Source organism: Bradyrhizobium sp. WBOS07, from assembly GCF_024585165.1.
Classification (GTDB): Bacteria; Pseudomonadota; Alphaproteobacteria; order Rhizobiales; family Xanthobacteraceae; genus Bradyrhizobium; species Bradyrhizobium japonicum_B.
Map to the genome: position 1 here is coordinate 1,732,043 of NZ_CP029008.1, position 21,061 is coordinate 1,753,103.

The window sequence follows — 21,061 nt, forward strand, 5'->3', positions numbered from 1 at the left end:
CGAGGGCCGGCGACGTGAGGTCGCAACAAATATTAGTATGGACAGACATCACAGCAGGTCGCCGCTCATTTAAATAACGCGCTCGATCGAGAATTTAATCCTGATCATTAGTTTTCAGTTCGGCGATAATATTAATTTGGGCGGCGGCAGGAATTGCGGCTGCGAGATTAAAAAACTCCATGCTCGGGTCAATGAATCGTCCCAAAAAAGGCGCGTGCGAATTCGAACACGCGGCTGATGGGGCGGCAAAGGACCAACTCAAGTTGGACTGAGCCGCGACGTATCGATCAGTATGCGCATGAAACTCAGTCTGCGCTGCATTGCTCAGGGGATGAACAAACATGGCAATTGCTGGATTTCCAGACGCGAATAGCACCGGTCTTCCTGATGGCGTTATCCTGACTCCATCGGGCGACGTAACTATCACTCAACCAGGTGCCGTAATCGACGCTCTCGATGTCAAAGGCACCATTACGGTCCTGGCCGATAACGTCACGATTCAGAATACTCGCATCACGTCCAGCGATTGGACAGGAATCTGGATCAAGGATGGCATTACAGGAACTGTCGTCAAGGACAGCGAGATTTTAAACGTTGGAAGTAGCCCAGATGGCGCGAACGGCATCGTCGGGTCCGGCACATTCCTGCGCAACGACATCCATGACGTGGAGAACGGTATTATCGTCACCGGTTCGAGCCTCGTCCAAGACAATTATATCCATGATATGAATGCGCCGGATGTGCGTCTCGGCACGTCCTTGGGCGGTCCGCACTACGATGGCATTGAGATCGACGGCGGCGTTTCAGACGTCGTCATTCGGCACAACACGGTCATCAACGAGAACAGCTACGTCTCGGCCGTGATGATCAATAATGACTTCGGTCCGGTTTCCAACATTCAGGTGGACGGCAACTATCTTGCGGGGGGCGGCTATACCCTTTACTCCGATGGCAGCTTCAGCAGCACCGACAAGATTTCCGGCGTCTTGTTCACCAACAACGAGCTCGGGCAGGGCAAGTGGGGTTACTATTACTTCAGGGACAACACGCCCGTCCTGACGAACAACGACGAACTCGGCACGGGATGGCAGACGTCGTCTCCGACGACGCCCCCCTCAACGCCCGAAGTCCCGGCAGCGCCGGCCATCGCATCCTGGTCGCCCGATACGGGCAAGACTGGCGACGGCATCACTGACGCCAATCAGATCACTCTGCACGGCACCGCCGCGGCTGGCAGCATCGTGAAAGTCTATGACGGTTCGACGCAAATCGGTACGGCGACCGCGACCTCGACCGGAACCTGGGACTATATCACCAAGGTCTTGACCGATGCTAAGCACACGCTGACGGCGACCGCGACCAACTCGTCGGGTCAAACCAGCGCGGCATCGGCTGCGGTGGCGGTCATTGTCGACACCAAGGCGCCAGCTGCACCGACGATCGCGAGCGACACTGTCAACTCTGCCAACCAGGTCGTTCTGTCGGGGACCGCTGAAGCGAACAGCACGATCGCAGTAGGCTCCCTCTCCCGCTTGCGGGGGAGGGAGCCTACTGCCGATGCCGCGACGGCGTTGCGCACCATATGCGATAGCCCCGCCCGCAAGCGGGAGAGGTGCACCGAGCCCGTGGCTTGTTCTGTCTGCCTAAAGCTATTGGTCTTTAATGCGCGGCCGATGCCGACCGCTTGGCCGCGACCGGCTTCGGCGCCGGCTTGGCGCTCGCCTGCGGCGCGCTGTCCCAGCCGCCGTTCGGGGCCGGAACATTGACGGCATCGTCCGGCTGCGGCTCGGCCGCAAAAGTCTGGATCGCGAGCTTGGCGGCGGCGAGCGATTGCGGATCGAGCCGCTTGGCGACGTCGTCGCGCTTGCCGGCGGCGTCGGCATCGCCCTGCGCGGCCGCAAGGCTGAACCATTTGTAGGACTCGGCGAGGTTCTGTTCGACGCCGATGCCGCGGGCATAGAGGATGCCGAGGTTGAACTGGCTGTCGGCGACGCCGCGATCGGCCGCTTTCCGGAACCACTGCGCCGCGCTCTTGTAATTGGCCCCGCGTCCGCCGCCATCGGCATCGAGCACCGCGAGATTGTGCATCGCCTTGGCGTTGCCGCGCTCGGCGGCCTGGGTGTAGTAGCGGCGGGCGATGTCGGCGTCCTTCTTCACGCCCAAGCCCTTCTCGTAGAGCGTGCCGAGGCGGAAGGTCGCGGGCACGACGCCGGCCTGTGCCGCGCGGTCGTACCATTTGGCGGCTTCGTCGTAGTTGGTGGCAACGCCCTTGCCTTCGGCAAAGCGCATGCCGACCTCGTAGGCCGCGGTCGGATCGCCCTTCATCGCGGCGCTGCGCAAGGCGGGGCCGCCGATGCCGTCGGGCAGCTTCTCGCTCGGCGGCACCTGGATGACGCCGAGCTTGGCGCGGCTCGTGCCCGACAGCGCGCCGGTGATGTCGCTGCTTGCCGGCGGCGGCACCGCTGCGGCGGGCGCCGCCGGAATTTCGACCGAGGCCGAGTTGCCGGGATTGGTAGCGGGCGCCGGCGCGGAATTGTTCTGGGATTGCCGGCCGATCGGCGTCGGCGAGGTCATCGATGGCGTGACCTGCTCGGGCGTCGCGGGCTTGTTCTCGATCGCCGGCGGTGGCGACGGGGCCTGCGGCGCGGGCTGGCTGGAGGTGTTGTCCATGGCCTGCGGCGCCGGCGGCGGGCTGCCCTCGAGCAGGTTCATCGCCATCTTGAAGGTGCCGAGCACGATCACAACCACGCTCGCGCCGACCAGCAGCGAGCGGATCTTCGAGCTGATGGTCGAGCTGCCGTCCTTGCCCTTGTCCTTGCCGCGATCGGCGCCGGCTTTGGCACCGCGCGCCGGCTTCTCCGGCTGCGCGGCGGCGGCCTGGGCCGCGCGGCGGGCGGCCGCGATGAAGCTCGACGACGAGACCGGCTCTTTCGCAGCGGCAGGAATGCCACTGATCGCGCTCTCGGAGGCGGCGATGCGCTCCGACGGCGTGGCGGCGCGTCCACCTGGCCGTGTCCCCGGCTCGAGCGGATGATCCGGCGGCAATTCCGGTGCGAGCGCGGCGCGGGCGGGCGCCGTATGCGGCTCCAGGATCTCGCTGATCGCACGCGGCGGAACCGGCGGCACCGGCGGCGGCGCGGCGGGAGCAGCGGCATGGAATTCACGCGGCGCGGCGGCGAAGGCGGCCTGCGCGCCCTGCATCGCGGCGGGATTCGGCAGCTCGGGCTTGGGATCGTATTTCGGCTGCTGCGCTTGCGGCCGCGGCTCGCGCGCGACAGGCGGGGGCTCCATGGCAGCAGGCATGGGAGCGGCCATGTGAGCAGCTATGGGAGCAGCCATCGGCTGCGGCGCAGCGGCCGGCGGCGCCGTACGCACTGCGCGCAGGTCGCCCTCGATCATGGACAGGCGATCGACGACATGGCCGAGCGCGCTGTGGACGGCGTCGAGCGAGTCCTGGGTGCTCCGGTTGGTCTCGGCCTGGCTGAAGCGGATGTCGGACAGCTCGCGCTTGACCAGATCGACCATTCCGGAATCGACGGGGGCCGCATTGCGGCTCTCGGCCAGCGCGGAATAAGTCGCCTGCTGCCGCTCCAGGTGCCGGAGGATGTCGTGCAGCCCGTCCTCGACGCGGCTCAGATTGCCGTTGCGCGGGTCGGAGGCGGCTTCGATCCGCTCCAGCAGGTAGGAGACGCGCTGCTCCAGATGCGCGAAGGTCGAGGCGGAATCGTTGCCGACCTGCATGCGGTCGAAACGGTCCGACAACGCCCGGATCGCGGCTTCCAGATGCTCGGTGCTTTCGGACGGCTGCGGCCGCTCGCGGGTTTCCAGCGCCGCGGTGAGCGCGGCGATGCGCTGCTCCAGCACTGCGAAGCTGTCGCCCTGGCCGGAGGCGCGGGTGACCTGGTCGACCTTGGAGGACAGCAGCTGCACGTCTTCGGACAGGCGGGCCAGCGCTTCGTTGGAGGCGACGTTGGAGACGATGCCGCGCAGCGCCGCGATCGCGCTCTCGAGCTGGTGCACCGTCGAGGGATCGTCATTGGCGCGCAGGATCAGATCGAGCTTGGCGCCGAGATTGCGGATCGCCTCGTCATAGCCGGTGAGCTGCTCGGCCGGCGTCAGCGTGCGCAGCACCTGCTTGATGTCGGACAGCGCATGCTCGATGCCCGACAGCACCTGGCCGTCGGTGCCGTTGGACCGCGTCTCGTCGATGCGCCGATGCAGCGAGCGGATCTCGTTCTCGATCGATTCGATCGCGCGCCGCGGCATCGCCTCGGTGATGGCGGTCCGGATCTCGGCGAGCTCGCTGCGGAAAGCGTTGATCGCCTGCTCGGTAGTGTCGGGGCGCTGCAGCGCTTCGATCTGGCTCGTGATCTTGAGCAGATGGCGCTCGAGCGAGGAGAAGTCCGGCCCCGGCGCTGGTGGCGGCGGCGCATAGGCAGGCGCGGCCGGCGCCATCGGGGGCGCATAAGGAGCAGCCGAAGGCGCAATCGACGGCGCGGCGCGCGGCGGCATCTGCCGCGGCGCAAAACCGTCGAGCTCGCTCTGGCGCGCGGTGATCTCGGCGACGGCGACGTCGAACGAGGCGGGGCTCAAGGGTGGGGCGTTGCGATAGACCTGCGCTGCCGCGCGCTCGACCGCATCGGCCTGGCGCTGGCGCGTCTCGACGGGCGAGGGCGCAGGTGCCGGGCGCGGCGCCTGAGGCTGCTGCGGGCGGGAGATCTGCGACAGCCGCGCATCGAGCCGCGAGATCGCGTCGTTGAGCTGGCGTGCGACGCCCTGCTCGCGCGTGACGTCCGGTCGTGACGAATCCTGACGCGGTGCCGGCTTTGAAATCCGTTCGATCTGCTGGGTGATCGCGTCGAGCCGCTGGTGGATGTCGGCGACTTCGCGGCTCTCCTGGCTCGGAATGTGGGAGGCTTGTGGGGCTTGCGGACGCTGGTCGTATGGGCCGCGAAAGTTCGGCGGCGCGGTGTCGCCGAGCGTGGAGTTCAGCCAATCGTTCAGCGACATGCCCGCGCGACGCGCAGCAGCTTCGGCCCGCTCCCTGACGGATGGATCGATGCCGTCCACACTCCACGATACGCGCGAATTCATGACTCTGTCCGGTTCCGACTCCGGCGCCCCACCCGACGCCTCCAGCCTTCCCACGCGTGCCAGTTGCAAACACAATCGAATTTGGCGCGGGTCGTCTGCCTCGAAAACCGACTTTTGTCCGTTACGGTAAATAACGAGTTAAGGAACGTGGCGCGGGTGTCTTAAAGTTGGGCGGGGGAACCGGGCAGCAGTATCCTTTGCGACCTGTCGTTGCCTCACGCTTCGCCGTCATCGCCCGCGAAGGCGGGCGATCCAGTACACCGCGGCGGCTCGATTCCAGCCGCGCCGCTCGGGGTACTGGATGCCCCGCCTTCGCGGGGCATGACACCGTCGGTGTGGCGAGGGCCTCGATTAGCGCCAGCGCCTCAGCCCTTCCCCTCGCGCTTGCCTTCCTCCAGCGGCACCACCGTGGCCTTGCCGCTCATCGCCGACAGCGCATCGAGCGCCTCCTCGCAGAAGTCGGCGACCATCTGCTCGTGCCGGGCGCCGAGGCGGAGCAGCAGCAGATTGCCGAGGTCGAGCCGGCCCTCGGCGGTGCCGTCGGGAAAGCGCTTCTTCAGGATGCGCTCGTAATTGGCGTGGCGGTCGCGGTGGTGCTCCAGGCGCGCCATCAGGTCGGTGCGCAGCGGCTCGATGTCGATGCTGTCGAGGGCGTGGAGGCGGACCAGGAGGTCGTCCTTGGTCGAGGCCGGCGTGCTTGGCCGCGCGGCCCAGTGCCGCAGCGCTGTTCGCCCCTCCGGAGTGAGCGTATAAACCAGCTTGTTGGGCTTGCCCGATTGCACGACCTCGCGGCCCTGGATGTGGCCGCGGTCGCGCAGCTTGGAGAGCTCGCGGTAGATCTGCTGATGGTCGGCCTTCCAGAAGAAGCCGATCGAGGAATCGAACGTCTTGGCGAGCTCGTAGCCTGTCATCGGGCGTTCCGTCAGGCATGCGAGGATCGCGTCGCCCAGCGCCATGGCCGGCCTCCTTGTTTCAACCTCGACCATCATGCTTGACTTTATGCGCATTGGCGCATATGCGTCAATGTGCATATCGGGACACATCGGGCCGGGCGCAAGATCCGATCCGAAAAACCCAGCGAAATCAATCGCCACGCTACTGTGCATGGGGTTGTTTTCGCACATTTTGTCCAGGCCTTTAGGGAGGCAGCTGCGAATGACCGGCCTCGATTCCTGGTACGCCTACATGAAGTCCCATGACCGCGCCGCGCTCTGGGACCTGCTGCATCCCGACGCCGTGTTCGAAAGCCCGGTCGTGCACTCGCCGCAGCGCGGCCGCGACATCACCTTCAAATACCTCTCCAGTGCCGAGAAGGTGCTCGGCGGCCCGGGCTTCACCTATGTCGGCGAATGGCGCAGCGACAATGGTGCCGTGCTCGAATTCAGGAATGTCATCGACGGCATCGAGATCAACGGCATCGAGATCAACGGCGTCGACATCATCACTTTCGACAGCGACGGACGCATCACCCATTTCAAGGTGATGGTGCGTCCGCTCAAGGCGATCAACATGCTGCACCGCCTGATGGCGGAGCAGCTGGCCGCCCAATCATGACCCTGCCCTGAGGTTGCGGAACCCGCTAAGCTCGCGGGCCAGGCTGCCTCGCAGGAATCACTGACATCACCGCTTTCTAAGGCCATTGCCGGGAGAACCCCATGCCGATCTACAAAGCCCCCGTCGAAGACGTGAACTTCCTGCTCAACGACGTCTTCCAGATCGACCGCTACGACAATCTCGCCGGCTTCTCCGACGCCTCGAGCGATGTGCGCGAAGCCATCCTCGGCGAAGCCGCCAAGCTCGCCGAAGAGGTATTGCAACCGCTGAACCGCGTCGGCGATCTCGAAGGCTGCAAGCGTGCCGATGACGGCAGCGTCACCACGCCGAAGGGCTTCAAGGAGGCGTACAAGCAGGTCGCCGAGGGCGGCTGGCTCGGCCTGTCGGCGCCGACCGAATATGGCGGCCAGGGCCTGCCGGTGACGCTCTCGCAGGCCGTCAACGAATTCCAGATCTCCGCCAACATGGCGTTCTCGATGTATGGCGGCCTCACCATGGGCGCGACCGCGGCGCTGATCGTTCACGGCTCGCCCGAGCAGAAGCAGACCTACGTTCCGAAGATGGTGGCGGGCGAATGGACCGGCACCATGAACCTGACCGAGCCGCATTGCGGCACCGACCTCGGCATGCTCCGCACCAAGGCGGTACGGCAGGCCGATGGCAGCTTCAAGATCACGGGCACCAAGATCTTCATCTCCGCTGGCGAGCATGACCTCGCCGAGAACATCATCCACCTCGTGCTCGCTCGCATCGAGGGCGCGCCCGCCGGCATCAAGGGCGTCTCGCTGTTCGTGGTGCCGAAATTCCTGGTCAATGCCGACGGCTCGGTGGGTGCGCGCAACGGCGTCGTCTGCGGCTCGCTCGAGCACAAGATGGGCATCCACGGCAATTCGACCTGCGTGATGAACTACGACAACGCCACTGGCTGGCTGATCGGCGAAGAGAACAAGGGCATGCAGGGCATGTTCGTGATGATGAACGAGGCTCGCCTCGGCGTCGCCGTGCAGGGTCTCGCGCAGTCCGAGGTGGCCTATCAGAACGCGGTCGCCTATGCCCGCGAGCGCATCCAGGGCCGTTCGCTCACCGGCGCCAAGGCGCCGGACAAGCCGGCCGACCCGATCATCGTGCATCCCGACGTGCGCCGCACGCTGCTCTCGATCCGCGCCTTCAACGAGGCTGCGCGCGCCTTCGTGATGTGGACCGCGCTGAAGAGCGACGTCGCCCACCGCTCCGAAGACCCCAAGGACCGGCAGGCCGCGGACGATCACATGGGCCTGATGACGCCGGTGCTGAAGGGCTTCCTGACCGATTACGGCTTTGCCAACGCGGTGCAGGCGCAGCAGATGTATGGCGGCCACGGCTACATCGCCGAGCAGGGCATGGAGCAGTTCGTGCGCGACGCGCGCATCGCCATGATCTATGAGGGCGCCAACGGCATCCAGGCGCTCGACCTCGTCGGCCGCAAGCTGCCGCGCGACGGCGGCCGCGCCATCATGGCGTTCTTCGGCGAGGTCATGGCCTTCGCCAAGGAGAACGGCGGCGACGAGGCGCTGAAGCCCTTCATCACCCCGCTCTCGACCTCGCTCGGCCATCTCCAGCAAGCCACGACCTGGCTGATGCAGAACGCGATGGCGAAACCGGACAATGCGGGAGCCGCCGCAACCGATTACCTGCACCTCTTCGGCTTCGTCGCGCTCGGCTACATGTGGGCGAAGATGGCCAAGGTGACGAACGCCAAGATTGCCGAGAGCGGGGCGACGCCCTATCTCTCGACCAAGCTGGTCACCGGCCGTTTCTTCATGGAGCGGATGCTGCCGGAGACCGCGGCCAATCTCGCGCGCATCCAGGCCGGCTGCGCCACCATCATGGAATTGCCGGCGGAAGCGTTCTGAGCCTGCTTCCGCTGCCCGCTCCCAATCGCATCGAACATCACACCAGGAGGGCGTCATGCCTGAGGCATTCATTTACGACCACGTTCGCACCCCGCGCGGCCGCGGCAAGGCGGACGGCGCGCTGCACGAAGTCACGGCGCTCGCACTCGCCACAGTGCCGCTGAAGGCGCTGAAGGACCGCAACAACCTTCCGGAAGATTCCGTCGACGACGTCATCCTCGGCGTGGTCGACCCGGTCGGTGAAGCCGGATCCGACATCGCGCGTTTCGCCGCGCTGAAGGCCGGTCTCGGCGAAGCCGTGCCCGGCGTGCAGATCAGCCGTTTCTGCGCCTCCGGCCTCGATGCGGTGAACTTCGCCGCCGCGCAGGTGATGAGCGGCCAGCACGAGCTGGTGATCGGCGGCGGCGCCGAATCCATGAGCCGCGTCGGCATCGGCGCCTCCGGCGGCGCCTGGCCGATGGATCCGTCGATGGCGGTGCCAGCCTATTTCATGCCGCAGGGCGTCTCGGCCGATCTGATCGCAACCAAATACGGCTTCTCGCGTGACGACGTCGACGCCTACGCCGTGCAGAGCCAGCAGCGCGCGGCCAAGGCCTGGGACGAGGGCCGCTTCAATAAGTCCGTGGTGCCGGTGAAGGACATCAACGGTCTCACCATTCTCGCCAAGGACGAGCACATGCGACCCTCGACGACGATGCAGTCGCTGGCGCAGCTGCAGCCCTCGTTCACGATGATGGCGCAGATGGGCGGCTTCGACGGCGTCGCAATTCAGTCGCATCCCGAGATCGAGCGCGTCAATTACGTGCACCATGCCGGCAATTCCTCCGGCATCGTCGACGGCGCCGGTGCCGTACTGCTCGGCAGCAAGGAAGCCGGCAGCAAGTATGGGCTGAAGCCGCGTGCGAAGATTCGCGCCTTCGCCAATATCGGCTCTGAGCCGGCCATGATGCTGACCGGTCCGGTCGACGTCACCGAGAAGCTGTTCGCGCGCTCCGGCATGAAGACGTCGGACATCGACCTGTTCGAGCTGAACGAGGCCTTTGCCTCTGTGGTGCTGCGCTACATCCAGGCTTTCGACATCGACCCCGCCAAGATCAACGTCAATGGCGGTGCCATCGCGCTCGGCCATCCGTTGGGGGCGACCGGCGCGATGATCCTCGGCACCGTGCTCGACGAGCTCGAGCGCACCAACAAGTCCACCGCCTTGGTGACGCTGTGCATCGGCGGCGGCATGGGCACCGCGACCATCATCGAGCGGGTGTAGGTCCGTAGGTGGGTTAGCCGAAGGCGTAACCCACCGTGCCACGTCAACAAAGTTGGTGGGTTACGCTTCGCTAACCCACCCTACGAGACCCCGTCAACCGCCGCGCCTGGGATCGGCTGCGGCACCGAGGAGCAACCAACATGTCGTACAAGAATTTCAAGGTCGAGACCGACGCAGACGGCATCGCGCTCGTCACCTGGGATATCCCGGGCCGTTCCATGAACGTGCTCGACGAGACCTCGACCAACGAGCTCGACGCCATCGTCAAGGCGACCACGGCGGATGCCGCGGTCAAGGGCGTCGTCATCACCTCGGCGAAAGAAGCGTTCTGCGCCGGCGCAGACCTCTCGATGCTCGAAGGCATGAACCAGGCCTACGCGAAGGTCTTCAAGGATCAGGGCGAGACCGCGGCGAACCAGATGCTGTTCGACCAGAGCCGCCGCTTCTCGCAGGTTTTGCGTTCGATCGAGACCTCGGGCAAGCCGTGGGCGGCCGCGATCAACGGCCTCGCGCTCGGCGGCGGCTTCGAGATCACGCTGTGCTGCCATTACCGCGTCGCCGCGGAGAATCCCAAGACCCGTCTCGGCCTGCCCGAGGTCAAGGTCGGCCTGTTCCCCGGCGCCGGCGGCACGCAGCGCGTGCCGCGCCTGGTGCCGCCGCAGGACGCGATGACGATCCTGCTCAAGGGCGATCCTGTCACGGTCGACAAGGCCAAGGCGCTGAACCTGATCCACGCCATCGTTCCGGCCGCCGATCTCATCAAGGCCGCCAAGGACTGGATCAAGGGCGGCGGCAAGGCCGTCGCGCCCTGGGACGAGAAGGGCTTCAAGCTGCCCGGCGGTCCGGTGTTCTCCAAGGCCGGCATGATGATGTTCCCCGCCGGCAACGCGATCTATCGCCGCGAGACCTACGACAATTATCCCGCCGCGCGCGCGATCATGAGCTGCGTCTATGAGGGCCTGCAGCTGCCGATCGACGCCGCGCTTCGCGTCGAGTCGCGCTACTTCACCTCGGTGCTGCGCTCGAAGGAAGCGGCCGCGATGATCCGCAGCCTGTTCCTGTCGATGCAGGAGCTCAACAAGGGTGCGCGCCGTCCGAAAGACGTTCCGCCGACCAAGGTGAAGAAAATCGCCGTGATCGGCGCCGGCTTCATGGGCGCCAGCGTCGGCTACGTCTCGGCCCGTGCCGGCCTCGACGTCGTCCTGATCGACCGCGACCAGGAGAGCGCCGACAAGGGCAAGGCGCATGCCCAGAAGGTGATCGAGGAGCAGATCAAGAAGGGCCGCGCCAAGCCTGCGGATGCCGAAGCGCTGCTCGCGCGCATCACGCCGACCGCCGACTATGCCGCTCTGAAGGACGTTGACCTCGTCATCGAGGCCGTGTTCGAGGACCGCAAGGTCAAGGCCGAGACCTTCGCCAAGGCGCAGCAATATCTGAAGCCCGACGTGATCTTCGCCTCGAACACCTCGACGCTGCCGATCACCTCGCTGGCCGAGAGCTTCAAGGACCAGGGCAAGTTCGTCGGCATCCACTTCTTCTCGCCGGTCGAGAAGATGATGCTGGTCGAGATCATCAAGGGCAAGAACACCGGTGATCTCGCGATCGCAGCCGCGCTCGACTACGTCCGGCAGATCGGCAAGACGCCGATCGTGGTCAACGACTCCAGAGGCTTCTTCGCCAACCGCTGCGTCGGCCGCTACGTCGCCGAAGGCAACGAGATGTTCCTCGAAGGCGTGCCGCCGGCGATGATCGAGAACTGCGCCAAGATGGCCGGCATGCCGGTCGGCCCGCTCTCGCTGTCGGATGAAGTCGCGCTCGACCTCGGCCTGAAGATCATGAAGGCGACCGAGGCCGATCTCGGCCCTAACGCCATCAATCCCGATCAGAAGAAGCTGATGGTGGAGATGGTCGAGAAGCAGGGCCGCCTCGGGCGCAAGAACAGCAAGGGCTTCTACGACTATCCCGAGAAGGGCAAGGGCCAGAAGAGCCTGTGGCCGGGCCTCTCGGCCTTGCAGCCGAAGCAGCTCGACCCCGACACGCTCGACGTCGAGGAACTGAAGCAGCGCTTCCTGGTGGTGCAGGCGGTGGAAGCCGCGCGCACCGTCGAGGATCACGTCATCACCGATCCGCGCGAGGCGGATGTCGGCTCGATCCTCGGCTTCGGCTTCGCGCCGTTCACCGGCGGCACGCTGTCCTACATCGACTTCATGGGCACGAAGAAGTTCGTCGAGCTCTGCCGCAAGCTCGAGGCGAAGTACGGCTCGCGGTTCACGCCGCCGAAGCTGCTCGAGGAGATGGCGGCGAAGGGCGAAACCTTCTACGGCCGCTTCGCGCCGAAGAAGGCCGCGGCTTAAGGCGCGCTTGTAGCCCGGATGGAGCGCAAGCGAAATCCGGGAGCAGTTTTTCAAGTCGCGAGAGCCCCCGGATTACGCTTGCGCTCCATCCGGGCTACCCAGAAGAAGAAAGGCCGGATCATCGATCCGGCCTTTTTACTTTCGATCGCCGCATGGAGAAGAGCGCGCGGCCTGATCCGGCGTCGTCGGCGAGGCCGGCTCGCTTCGCGGTGGCACCGCTTTTGCTGACGGATCCAACGGATGACCATCAGCATTGAAAGTGTCCCGTAATGACCTCGACGGTGTCTCAACTCGGCGCAGCCGGCGTTGCCGCAAGATACGCCCCGCTGTCTCTGATGGGGTGGCCGCGGCCCCGCCGCAGGCTCTTCAGACTGCGCCGGAAAATTCCGTCGTGGGCCGGCCTGGCTCTACTCGTTCTCGTCGTCGATGTCGCGCTGGCCGTGCTTGCCTGGGTCGCCGTCGATGTCGTCCTGCACTGACAGCTCGCCTCTGTGCACGTAGAGCGAGGCCGCCAGATAGGCGACCTGGCCGATAATCAGGCAGCCGACGACGATTGGGATTCCGGTCCAGAATCCGAAGCCCGAGGTCTGAAGCACGGTTGCAGCAAGGAGCGCGGTCGCCGGCGAAACCAACAAGAGAGTCCAGACTCGGAAGAAGAGCCCCGTCGATAATCCAGCGATCATGCTCGCGAGCAAGAGCAGGAATATGGTTGTCACGAGAGCTTCCCGGTTCGCAGGTCCGTATCGCCTACAGGGCTGAAATTGAGCCACCTGGATCGCTGTCACAACAATGCTGACCTCCACCGCGCACATCACGCGGAATTATTGTTAACTCCGACAATGCTCGTAAAATTGATGTCCCGGGCCTCTCGAACATCCGGGCTTGCGCATCCGTTCAAGCAGAAAGAGCCGGATCATCGATCCGGCTCTTCCATCATCCCGTCTGTCAGGTCTCGCCTTACTTCGCCTGGGCAAGCCCCTCCTTCTTCAGTGCTTCCTGCACCTGCGGCCGCGCCGCGACGCGGGTCTTGTAGGCGGCAAGGTTCGGCATCGCCGAGAAGTCGAACTTCATCCGGTCCGCCCAGGTCAGCATCGTGAAGAGATAGCCGTCGGCCACCGTGAACTGCTTGCCCATGAGGTAGTCGCGGCCGGCGAGCTGGCTGTCGATATATTTCAGCTTGCCCATGACGCGGTCTTTGAAGAAGGCCTTGGCCTCGTCGTTCAGAGCCGGTGCGAACAGCGGGCCGAAGCTCTTGTGCACCTCGGAGGTGAGGAAGTTGAGCCATTCAAGCAGCTTGTAGCGCTCGGAACTGTCGCGGGCCGGCGCCAGCGCCTTGCTTGAGGCCTGATCGGCGATCATCTGGACAATCACCGGGCCTTCGGTCACGATCTCGCCGCTGTCGAGGCCCAGCGCAGGGACCTGGCCCTTGGGATTCAGCTTCAGATAATCCTCACCATTTTCGAGCTTCTTGGCGCGGATATCCACCTTGACCAGCTCATAGGGGAGGCCGGCTTCCAGAAGCGCGATGTGGGGGGACAGCGAGCAGGCACCGGGCGAATAGTACAGTTTCATGGAATTTCCTCCTCTCGAAGCTTGGTTCGGCCGAAAGAGCGATTACATGCAACTGCTTGAAATAGTCAAGATTGATGCAGCTGCATCAAATGAGGTAAGAGACGAGCGACGAGCTTGAGCGGGACCATGAAACGCAAACCATCGACCGAGGCGACTGCTGCCTGGATCCGCCTGATGCGGGTGCAGAGCCGTGTGCTCGATTGCGTCGAGCAGGACTTGAAGCGAGCCGGTTTCCCGCCGCTGGCCTGGTATGATGCGCTGCTCGAATTGTCGCGGGCGCCGTCGGGCGAGCTGCGGCCGGTGGAGCTCGAACGGCAGATGCTGATTCCGCAATATTCCACCTCGCGCCTGATCGACCGCCTGGTCGACGAGGGCCTCGCCTCGCGGCGCGAATGCAAGATCGACAAGCGCGGCCAGTTCATCGAGATCACGGAAGCCGGCCGCGAGCTGCAGAAGCGGATGTGGGGCGCCTATTCGGCCGCGATCGAGAAATATGTCGGTTCGAAGCTGTCCGATGCCGATGCCGTCAGGCTCAGCGATCTGCTCGACCGCCTGGGCTGCTCCTGCGGCGAGATGAAACTGCCGCCCGTCGCCAACGCCAACGAAAACGCGCCGTCGCGATGACCGCACGGCACACCAGCTCGTCCGTGCGCCCGGTGGGTTCGCGGACCATCCCCGTCACCCGCGCGCATTCGACCGAAGCGCCTTTGATTAGAGTTTGATATGGCGCGAGACCAGATCGATATGACGCCGCTGCAATCGCGCGACGAGCTCGTCGCGTGGTTCGAGGCCGGCTGCAAGGACCCGTCCGAATTCCGCATGGGCACCGAGCACGAGAAGACGCCGTTCACGCTCGAAGGCCACCGTCCGGTGCCTTACGAAGGCGCGCGAGGCATCGGTGCGTTGCTCGAGGGCATGAAGCTCCTGCTCGGCTGGGAGCCGATCATGGAGAAGGGCAACATCATCGGCCTCTACGACGTCACCGGCGGCGGAGCGATCTCGCTCGAGCCCGGCGGGCAGTTCGAGCTCTCCGGCGCCCCGGTCGAGAACGTGCACCAGACCCAGAGCGAGCTGATGGCGCATCTTGCGCAGGTGCGCGAGATCGCAACGCCGCTCGGCATCGGCTTTCTCGGCCTCGGCATGACGCCGTCCTGGTCGCGCGCCGAGATCCCGATGATGCCCAAGGGCCGCTACAAGATCATGACCAATTACATGCCGAAGGTCGGCCAATACGGCCTCGACATGATGTACCGGACCTGCACGGTGCAGACCAATCTCGACTTCTCCTCCGAAGCCGACATGGTCAAGAAGCTGCGCGTGTCGCTCGCGCTGCAGCCGGTCGCAACCGCGCTGTTCGCCAATTCGCCGTTCACCGAAGGCAAGCCGAACGGCTTCCTCTCCTTCCGCTCCGAGATCTGGCGCGACACCGACAATGCCCGTTCGGGCATGATGCCGTGGGCGTTCGAGGACGGCATGGGCTTCGAGCGCTACGTCGACTACGCGCTCGACGTCCCCATGTATTTCGTCAAGCGCGACGAGGACTACATCGACGTGTCGGGCTCCTCGTTCCGCGCCTTCTTCGACGGCCGCAACAACAACCTTCCCGGCGAGCGTCCGACACTGTCGGACTGGGCCAATCATCTCTCGACGATCTTCCCGGAAGTGCGGCTCAAGCGTTATCTCGAGATGCGCGGCTCCGACGGCGGTCCGTGGGGCCGGTTGCCGGCGCTGCCGGCGTTCTGGGTCGGGCTGCTCTATGACGACGTCGCGCTCGATGCGGCCTGGGAGATCGTCAAGCACTGGACCGCGCCCGAGCGTCAGGCCCTGCGCGACGACGTGCCGCGGATGGGCTTCAAGGCCCGGATCAAGGATCGCTACCTGTTCGAGATCGCCAAGGAATGCCTCGTATTGGCGCATGCCGGCCTGCGCCGGCGGGCCCGGGTCGACCAGCTCGGCCGCGACGAAACGCGGCATCTGGAACCGCTCGACCGCATCATCGATTCCGGCCGGACGCCGGCCGAGGAAATGTTGGACAAGTTCAACGGTCCCTGGAAGGGTTCGGTGGAACCCGCCTACGCGGAATACGCTTTCTAGACCATAGACCAACGACCGCGCTTTCAGCCGTTCATCGCCCATACAGGTTTGCGGCGATCAAATGACCGGCCGAAAAACCTGAGCGTCGTCAATAACTCGAAAGCTGTTCCGATGGGGAAGGGCCGCCTGTCCGGCGCCGTTATGGCAAAGGTCGTGGCATGCGCCGCGCTGCTGACGCTCGCTTTCGCGAGCGTGCCGGCGCACGCCCAGACCGCGTTCGACCGCCCCGGCGGCGACTATTTCAGCACACCGGTTGCGTCCGGCGACCCGGAGGATTGTGCGCTGCTGTGCGAGCGCGACCGCCGCTGCCGCTCGTGGAGTTTCAGCTATCCCGACGTCGAGGGCGGCTCTGCGGTGTGCTGGCTGAAGAACACCGTGCCGGCGCGCGTGCCGGAGAGCTGCTGTATTTCCGGCGTGCGCGGCGCCGGCGTGATCGAGCCGAGGATCGAGGGCGTGGAGACGTCGATCGACCGCCCCGGCGGCGATCTGCGCAATTTCGACCTGAAGAACGGCGAGAGCGTCGAGGTCTGCAAGGCCGCGTGCACCGCCGACAACAAATGCCGTGCCTTCACCTATGCCCGCCCCGGCTACACCGGACGCGAGGCGCGCTGCTTCCTGAAAAAGGAAATCAAGCCGCCGCGCCGCAAGGCGGGCTTCACGTCGGGCGTGGTGCGGTAGGGGAGGTGTCGTAGGGTGGACAAAGGCGCGAAGCGCCGTGCCCACGATCTTTCAGATGCGGCGATAGACGCGTGGGCACGCTTCGCTTTGCCCACCCTACGAGATCTCACGCCGGCGCGATCACCGTGAGCTCCGGCCACAGCGCCTTCCATCGCGCGGCTTTCATCGCGTAGTTCGCCGCGGAGAAATTCGGTCCTGGATTTGGCCGCGCGATCAGGGCCGCAACGTCGTCAAAGCCGTGCGGCGCGTAGACCTCGTAGCTATCTCGTCCGCGTCTCACGCCGATCTGCGTGTTCTGCGTCAGGAAGCGGTCGATGCCATCGGATGCGCGCGTCAGGGGCGGATAGGGCAGGCCGTGCTTGGCCGGGTACCACAGATGCACACGGGCCTGGTTGCGGGTCTCGACCTTGACGCCGAGCTGCGTCAGCCGCGCGTCCAGCTCGCGGATGACCGCGTCCTCCGCCTCCCACGAGGTGTCGGGATCAAAATAGAACACGTCGTAATCGGCGATGCCATAATCGACCGCGCGGCCGGTGAGCACGTTCCATACAGTCTGCACCAGGCATCCCGAGACCAACCAGGCATCGGGAAGGGCGAGGCGATCGAGTTCATCGATGATCGCGACGTTGACGGGATTCCTCAGCGCGAGTGCGAGGAATTCGTCACGGTTCATCGTGAGACGAGGAGGATCAATGCACGGCGGTGAAGAACCGCGCCAGCCGGAAGCCGGACAGCCAGGTCCACACCGGCTGGCTTCGCATGCCGAGATCCCAGGAGCCGAGCACGGCATCCGCACGGCCGATCAGATTGTCGATCGGCAACAGGCCGACGCCGCCGGAGCGCAGCGACACGCGGCTGTCGGAGGAATTGTCGCGGTTGTCGCCGAGCACGAAGAGGTGACCGGCCGGCACCGTCACTTCCGGTGTGTTGTCGAGCGGGCCGTTGTCGCGCATCTTGAAGATCAGATGTGAGACGCCGTTCGGCAGCGTCTCGACATAACGGTAGGCGGGCTCGTTGCCGCCATTGTCGTCCTCGGCAGCGCCGACACCGTCGGGCTTGAGCTCGGCGGGGCGGTCGTTGATGAAGAGCTGGCCCTGCCGCATCTGGATGCGATCGCCGGGAAGACCCACGACGCGCTTGACCCAGGCCTGCGAGCGATCGCCGGGCCAGCGGAACACGACGACGTCGCCGAGCTTCGGTGTTTCGGCGAACACGCGGCCGGTCTCGGGCAGGCTGATCTGGATCGGCAGCGACGAGCTGCCGTAGCCATAGGGGAATTTCGAGGCGAGCAGTGCATCGCCGATCAGCAGCGTCGGCTCCATCGAGCCCGACGGCACATAGAACGGCTCGGCGAGCGCGCCCTTGGCGATGAAGACCGCGGCGACGATGCCGGCGAGCTGCGCGATCTGTCCGGCCCAGCCGCTGCTTTTCCGCTTGGGAGTGACAGTGACCTTCTCTTCAACGCTCATGCGCCGGTTCCACCCACGGTAATGCGCTCCATCAGCAGCGACGGCTGGCCGACGCCGACGGGCACGCCCTGGCCGTTCTTGCCGCAGGTGCCGATGCCGGTATCGAGCGCGAGATCGTTGCCGATCATGCGGATGCGATGCAGGTCGGTCGGCCCGTTGCCGATCAGCATAGCGCCCTTCAGCGGCGCGCCGATCTTGCCGTTCTCGATCTTGTAGGCCTCGGTGCACTGGAACACGTACTTGCCCGAGGTGATGTCGACCTGGCCGCCGCCGAAATTCGCGGCGAAGACGCCGTTCTTCACCGAGGCGAGGATCTCGGCCGGATCGCGGTCGCCCGCGAGCATGTAGGTATTGGTCATGCGCGGCATCGGCACATGGGCATAGCCCTGGCGGCGGCCGTTGCCGGTCGGCTTCATGTTCATCAGCCGCGCGTTCTGACGGTCCTGCATGTAGCCGACCAGGATGCCGTCCTCGATCAGGACGGTGCGATTGGTCGGCGTGCCCTCGTCGTCGATCGACAGCGAGCCGCGGCGCGAGGCGATGGTGCCGTCGTCGACCACGGTGACGCCCTTGGCCGCGACCTGCTGGCCCATCAGGCCGGCGAATGCAGAGGTCTTCTTGCGGTTGAAATCGCCTTCCAGGCCATGACCGACCGCTTCATGCAGCATCACGCCGGGCCAGCCGGCCCCGAGCACGACGTCCATCTCGCCGGCGGGGGCGGGAATCGATTCCAGATTGACCAGCGCCTCGCGCAGCGCGCCGTCGGCGGCGTCGCGCCAGGACCTCGTCTCGATGAATTCGGCATAGCCGGCACGGCCGCCATAACCCTTGCTGCCGCTCTCCTGGCGGTCGCCTTGGCCGGCCACGACGGAGACGTTGACGCGGACGAGCGGACGGATGTCGCGATAGCTCTCGCCGTCCGGCCGCAGGATCTCGACCACCTGCCAGGTCGCGCCGAGGCTGACGCTGACCTGCCGCACCCTGGGATCCTTGTCGCGCAGGTAAGCGTCGATTTCGGCGAGCAGCTTGACCTTGGTCTCGAAGCCGGGGGCGTCGAGCGGATTGTCGTCGCCATAGAGCCGGACATTGGTGTGCGGAGGCGGCGCGGCAAAACTGCCGGAATAGCCGCCGCGCACGGCCGCAACCGCGTCCGCAGCGCGCATCAGCGCCGGCAGCGAGACGTCGGAGGAGTGGGCGTAGCCGACCGCATCATCCTTGACCGCGCGCAGGCCAAAACCTTGCGAGGTGTCGTAGGTCGCCTGCTTCAGCCGCCCATTGTCGAACATCAGCGCTTCGGTCTGGCTGTACTCCAGGAACAGCTCACCGTCGTCGGCGCCGGAAAGCCCGCGCGCGAGCTCGTGGCGGACCTGGTCGCGGTCGAGATTGGCGCGGTCGAGCAGGGAGGTCGTGGCAGGATTGGTCATGCGTCCATCCATTAGCGGAAGATGTGAGTCAAGATAATGGTTTCGGACCGCTTCCGCGAGGGGGCGGGGCGTCACATTACGGAAACGATAGGATGGGGCGGGATGCCGCGCCGATGCTGCATTCAGCGCGGATCAATGCTAACCTATGGCTATGGACTACCGAGATATCATTTCGATCGAGCCCGGCAAGCGTGGGGGGCGACCATGCATCCGCCACATGCGGATCGCCGTGGCGGATGTGCTCGGCTGGCTGGCTGCCGGTCAGTCCCATGCCCAGATCCTCGATGACTTCCCTGAATTGACCGAGGACGATATCCGCGCCTGCCTGGCTTATGCCGCCGACCGCGAGAGGCGATTGGTGACTGCGCCGATATGAGGCTGCTGTTCGATCAGAATCTCAGCTTCAAGCTTTGCCAGATCGTTGCCGACCTGTTTCCTCAATCCAGTCACGTTCGGTCTCACGGGCTATCGGAGGTCGCGGACCGTGCACTCTGGGAGTTCGCGAAGGCAAATGGCTTTGCGATCGTGACTCAGGACGCCGATTTTGCCGAACTGGCCGCTCTCCTGGGCTCTCCGCCCAAGGTGATCTGGCTCCGGACGGGCAACCAAATGACTGTGGTGATTGCGGACCTTCTTCGCCGCCACGCAGAGACGATTCACGCCTTCGAGGGCGATGACGGCGCGGCATGCCTTGAGATTTACTAAGCTGCCTTAGCCCTACGGCAGCTTGTCATAGCCCTCGCCGAGGCCGTTCAGGCTGAGCGGGAAGCCGATGCCTTCTTCCGGTGTCTCGAAGATGATGAAGGTGGCGGTCTTGGCGGTGCGGAGCTGGCCGAGCAGCTTGTCGTCCATGACGACCTCGGCGACGCAGCCATTGGGAAGGCAGCGGACGAACCCGGCTCGGCCGACGTCCTGGTTGTCGAGCTTGAGGCCGAGGCCGGAGGGCAGCAGCACACCCAGCGGCGCTACCACGCGCATCAGGCGGCTTTTCTGGTCGGCGGTCTTCAGCACGATCACGGTCAGGCCGGCATTGGAGCGGTCTTCCGCCACCACGCTCTGGATCAGCGCGCATTGCTCGGTCTGGGCGCCGGGCGGCGTGTCGCAGCGAATCTGCCAGTCGCCATGGACAGAGCGCACCGCGCCCTGCGCATGGGCAAGGTCGGGAAGCGCCAAAAGGAGGAGCGCAGCCAGCAGGGTGGCCAGCATCGGGAGGCGGTCAAGCTGCCTGGTCGCCGGCCTTGCCATCGATATCGAAAACCCCATCGGGTCGGTCCCTCCGCTCGCCTTCCTCGCTCGCGCTTGGCGGACTCATCTGGCGGACTGATACGGGAATGACGGCGTCTTGAAGGCGATTGCCAAGCAAATTCCGCGCCGCCTCGCACCGCCGCCGCCCGCACGAATCAGGTTCCTGCGCGGCCATCTGCCAGTGCCTAACGCGGGCAATTCCGCTGTCAAGCGGCAGCATCCCGGCCAACGGTATTTTTGTCCGATGTTACTAGGAATTATCCTGCGGGTGATGGCTGGCAGATCAGGCGCAAGACTGCATTGCGATAGATCAAGAATTATGGTTTGAGAGGCTAGATTTCGGCGTTCTAGCGATCTGGCCCGAATTCCTCTTAGAGGTATTCTTGCGCGGCGGTTTGTCAGGCGGGCGGATCGAATAAGC

Annotated in this window: 18 protein-coding genes; 10 read left to right on the top strand and 8 right to left on the bottom strand. The window is 65.0% G+C overall.

Annotation, left to right across the window (positions count from 1 at the left end; genetic code table 11):
* Window positions 1-341: 341 nt before the first annotated feature.
* Complete coding sequence (locus DCM79_RS08095; RefSeq protein WP_257179444.1) at window positions 342-1,766, top strand: Ig-like domain-containing protein; 1,425 nt, start codon at window positions 342-344, stop codon at window positions 1,764-1,766.
* Here DCM79_RS08095 and DCM79_RS08100 read toward each other — a convergent pair.
* Together DCM79_RS08100 and DCM79_RS08105 are read right to left on the bottom strand one after the other, a co-directional pair.
* Window positions 1,660-5,094, bottom strand: a complete 3,435-nt coding sequence (locus DCM79_RS08100) for a tetratricopeptide repeat protein (protein WP_257179445.1) — start codon at window positions 5,092-5,094, stop codon at window positions 1,660-1,662. The two genes, DCM79_RS08095 and DCM79_RS08100, sit on opposite strands and share 107 nt — an antisense overlap.
* A 365-nt stretch (window positions 5,095-5,459) precedes the next feature.
* Complete coding sequence (locus DCM79_RS08105) at window positions 5,460-6,050, bottom strand: PadR family transcriptional regulator (protein ID WP_257179446.1); 591 nt, start codon at window positions 6,048-6,050, stop codon at window positions 5,460-5,462.
* Window positions 6,051-6,249: 199 nt separating this feature from the next.
* Here DCM79_RS08105 and DCM79_RS08110 point away from each other — a divergent pair, with 199 nt between their 5' ends.
* From DCM79_RS08110 to DCM79_RS08125, 4 genes are all read left to right on the top strand, one after another.
* A complete protein-coding gene (locus DCM79_RS08110; RefSeq protein ID WP_257179447.1) occupies window positions 6,250-6,648 on the top strand; it encodes a nuclear transport factor 2 family protein in 399 nt (132 codons plus the stop codon).
* 101 nt (window positions 6,649-6,749) lie between these two features.
* Complete coding sequence (locus DCM79_RS08115) at window positions 6,750-8,540, top strand: acyl-CoA dehydrogenase C-terminal domain-containing protein (protein WP_028134030.1); 1,791 nt, start codon at window positions 6,750-6,752, stop codon at window positions 8,538-8,540.
* A 55-nt stretch (window positions 8,541-8,595) separates the two neighbouring features.
* On the top strand, window positions 8,596-9,804 hold the full coding sequence (locus tag DCM79_RS08120; RefSeq protein WP_257179448.1) for an acetyl-CoA C-acetyltransferase: 1,209 nt from the start codon (window positions 8,596-8,598) through the stop codon (window positions 9,802-9,804).
* Window positions 9,805-9,944: 140 nt separating this feature from the next.
* Entirely contained in the window at window positions 9,945-12,158 is a 2,214-nt protein-coding gene (locus DCM79_RS08125) for an FAD-dependent oxidoreductase (protein ID WP_257179449.1), read from the top strand.
* Window positions 12,159-12,565: 407 nt separating this feature from the next.
* Here DCM79_RS08125 and DCM79_RS08130 read toward each other — a convergent pair whose 3' ends face one another.
* Window positions 12,566-12,874: a hypothetical protein gene (locus DCM79_RS08130; RefSeq protein WP_257179450.1), complete on the bottom strand. Its 309-nt coding sequence runs from the start codon at window positions 12,872-12,874 to the stop codon at window positions 12,566-12,568.
* Window positions 12,875-13,115: 241 nt separating this feature from the next.
* Entirely contained in the window at window positions 13,116-13,730 is a 615-nt protein-coding gene (gene gstA, locus DCM79_RS08135; RefSeq protein ID WP_257179451.1) for a glutathione transferase GstA, read from the bottom strand.
* Window positions 13,731-13,856: 126 nt separating this feature from the next.
* On the opposite strand from gstA, the gene DCM79_RS08140 reads away from it, so the two are divergent.
* The 3 genes from DCM79_RS08140 (at window position 13,857) to DCM79_RS08150 (ending at window position 16,502) form a co-directional block, all read left to right on the top strand.
* Entirely contained in the window at window positions 13,857-14,354 is a 498-nt protein-coding gene (locus DCM79_RS08140; RefSeq protein WP_257179452.1) for a MarR family winged helix-turn-helix transcriptional regulator, read from the top strand.
* Window positions 14,355-14,453: 99 nt separating this feature from the next.
* Window positions 14,454-15,824: a glutamate--cysteine ligase gene (locus DCM79_RS08145; RefSeq protein WP_257179453.1), complete on the top strand. Its 1,371-nt coding sequence runs from the start codon at window positions 14,454-14,456 to the stop codon at window positions 15,822-15,824.
* Between the two features lie 111 nt (window positions 15,825-15,935).
* The gene (locus DCM79_RS08150; protein WP_257179454.1) at window positions 15,936-16,502 is read left to right on the top strand and encodes a PAN domain-containing protein; all 567 of its coding nucleotides are present in this window, start codon (window positions 15,936-15,938) and stop codon (window positions 16,500-16,502) included.
* A gap of 106 nt (window positions 16,503-16,608) precedes the next feature.
* Here DCM79_RS08150 and DCM79_RS08155 read toward each other — a convergent pair whose 3' ends face one another.
* The 3 genes from DCM79_RS08155 to tldD are packed head-to-tail and all read right to left on the bottom strand — an operon-like array spanning window position 16,609 to window position 19,395.
* Window positions 16,609-17,175, bottom strand: coding sequence for a nucleotidyltransferase family protein (locus DCM79_RS08155; protein WP_257179455.1), 567 nt, complete (start codon window positions 17,173-17,175; stop codon window positions 16,609-16,611).
* Between the two features lie 16 nt (window positions 17,176-17,191).
* Window positions 17,192-17,971, bottom strand: coding sequence for a signal peptidase I (gene lepB, locus DCM79_RS08160; protein ID WP_257179456.1), 780 nt, complete (start codon window positions 17,969-17,971; stop codon window positions 17,192-17,194).
* Window positions 17,968-19,395 (bottom strand): metalloprotease TldD, encoded by a 1,428-nt coding sequence (gene tldD / locus DCM79_RS08165; RefSeq protein WP_257179457.1) that lies wholly within the window; start codon window positions 19,393-19,395, stop codon window positions 17,968-17,970. Before tldD ends, lepB begins: the two co-directional genes overlap by 4 nt.
* 151 nt (window positions 19,396-19,546) lie before the next feature.
* Between tldD and DCM79_RS08170 the strand changes: the two genes are divergently transcribed.
* Together DCM79_RS08170 and DCM79_RS08175 are read left to right on the top strand one after the other, a co-directional pair.
* Window positions 19,547-19,771, top strand: a complete 225-nt coding sequence (locus tag DCM79_RS08170; protein WP_200513696.1) for a DUF433 domain-containing protein — start codon at window positions 19,547-19,549, stop codon at window positions 19,769-19,771.
* Window positions 19,768-20,100, top strand: a complete 333-nt coding sequence (locus DCM79_RS08175) for a DUF5615 family PIN-like protein (RefSeq protein ID WP_257179458.1) — start codon at window positions 19,768-19,770, stop codon at window positions 20,098-20,100. Before DCM79_RS08170 ends, DCM79_RS08175 begins: the two co-directional genes overlap by 4 nt.
* Before the next feature lie 12 nt (window positions 20,101-20,112).
* On the opposite strand, the gene DCM79_RS08180 is transcribed toward DCM79_RS08175, so the two are convergent.
* A complete protein-coding gene (locus DCM79_RS08180) occupies window positions 20,113-20,658 on the bottom strand; it encodes an invasion associated locus B family protein (protein ID WP_257179459.1) in 546 nt (181 codons plus the stop codon).
* Window positions 20,659-21,061: the final 403 nt, after the last annotated feature.

Bases quoted from the DNA above. Each gene is read 5' to 3' on its own strand.
- DCM79_RS08095 (WP_257179444.1), top strand. From the start codon at position 342: ATGGCAATTGCTGGATTTCCAGACGCGAATAGCACCGGTCTTCCTGAT.
- DCM79_RS08100 (WP_257179445.1), bottom strand. From the start codon at position 5,094: ATGAATTCGCGCGTATCGTGGAGTGTGGACGGCATCGATCCATCCGTC.
- DCM79_RS08105 (WP_257179446.1), bottom strand. From the start codon at position 6,050: ATGGCGCTGGGCGACGCGATCCTCGCATGCCTGACGGAACGCCCGATG.
- DCM79_RS08110 (WP_257179447.1), top strand. From the start codon at position 6,250: ATGACCGGCCTCGATTCCTGGTACGCCTACATGAAGTCCCATGACCGC.
- DCM79_RS08115 (WP_028134030.1), top strand. From the start codon at position 6,750: ATGCCGATCTACAAAGCCCCCGTCGAAGACGTGAACTTCCTGCTCAAC.
- DCM79_RS08120 (WP_257179448.1), top strand. From the start codon at position 8,596: ATGCCTGAGGCATTCATTTACGACCACGTTCGCACCCCGCGCGGCCGC.
- DCM79_RS08125 (WP_257179449.1), top strand. From the start codon at position 9,945: ATGTCGTACAAGAATTTCAAGGTCGAGACCGACGCAGACGGCATCGCG.
- gstA (WP_257179451.1), bottom strand. From the start codon at position 13,730: ATGAAACTGTACTATTCGCCCGGTGCCTGCTCGCTGTCCCCCCACATC.
- DCM79_RS08140 (WP_257179452.1), top strand. From the start codon at position 13,857: ATGAAACGCAAACCATCGACCGAGGCGACTGCTGCCTGGATCCGCCTG.
- DCM79_RS08145 (WP_257179453.1), top strand. From the start codon at position 14,454: ATGGCGCGAGACCAGATCGATATGACGCCGCTGCAATCGCGCGACGAG.
- DCM79_RS08150 (WP_257179454.1), top strand. From the start codon at position 15,936: ATGGGGAAGGGCCGCCTGTCCGGCGCCGTTATGGCAAAGGTCGTGGCA.
- DCM79_RS08155 (WP_257179455.1), bottom strand. From the start codon at position 17,175: ATGAACCGTGACGAATTCCTCGCACTCGCGCTGAGGAATCCCGTCAAC.
- lepB (WP_257179456.1), bottom strand. From the start codon at position 17,971: ATGAGCGTTGAAGAGAAGGTCACTGTCACTCCCAAGCGGAAAAGCAGC.
- tldD (WP_257179457.1), bottom strand. From the start codon at position 19,395: ATGACCAATCCTGCCACGACCTCCCTGCTCGACCGCGCCAATCTCGAC.
- DCM79_RS08170 (WP_200513696.1), top strand. From the start codon at position 19,547: ATGGACTACCGAGATATCATTTCGATCGAGCCCGGCAAGCGTGGGGGG.
- DCM79_RS08175 (WP_257179458.1), top strand. From the start codon at position 19,768: ATGAGGCTGCTGTTCGATCAGAATCTCAGCTTCAAGCTTTGCCAGATC.
- DCM79_RS08180 (WP_257179459.1), bottom strand. From the start codon at position 20,658: ATGGGGTTTTCGATATCGATGGCAAGGCCGGCGACCAGGCAGCTTGAC.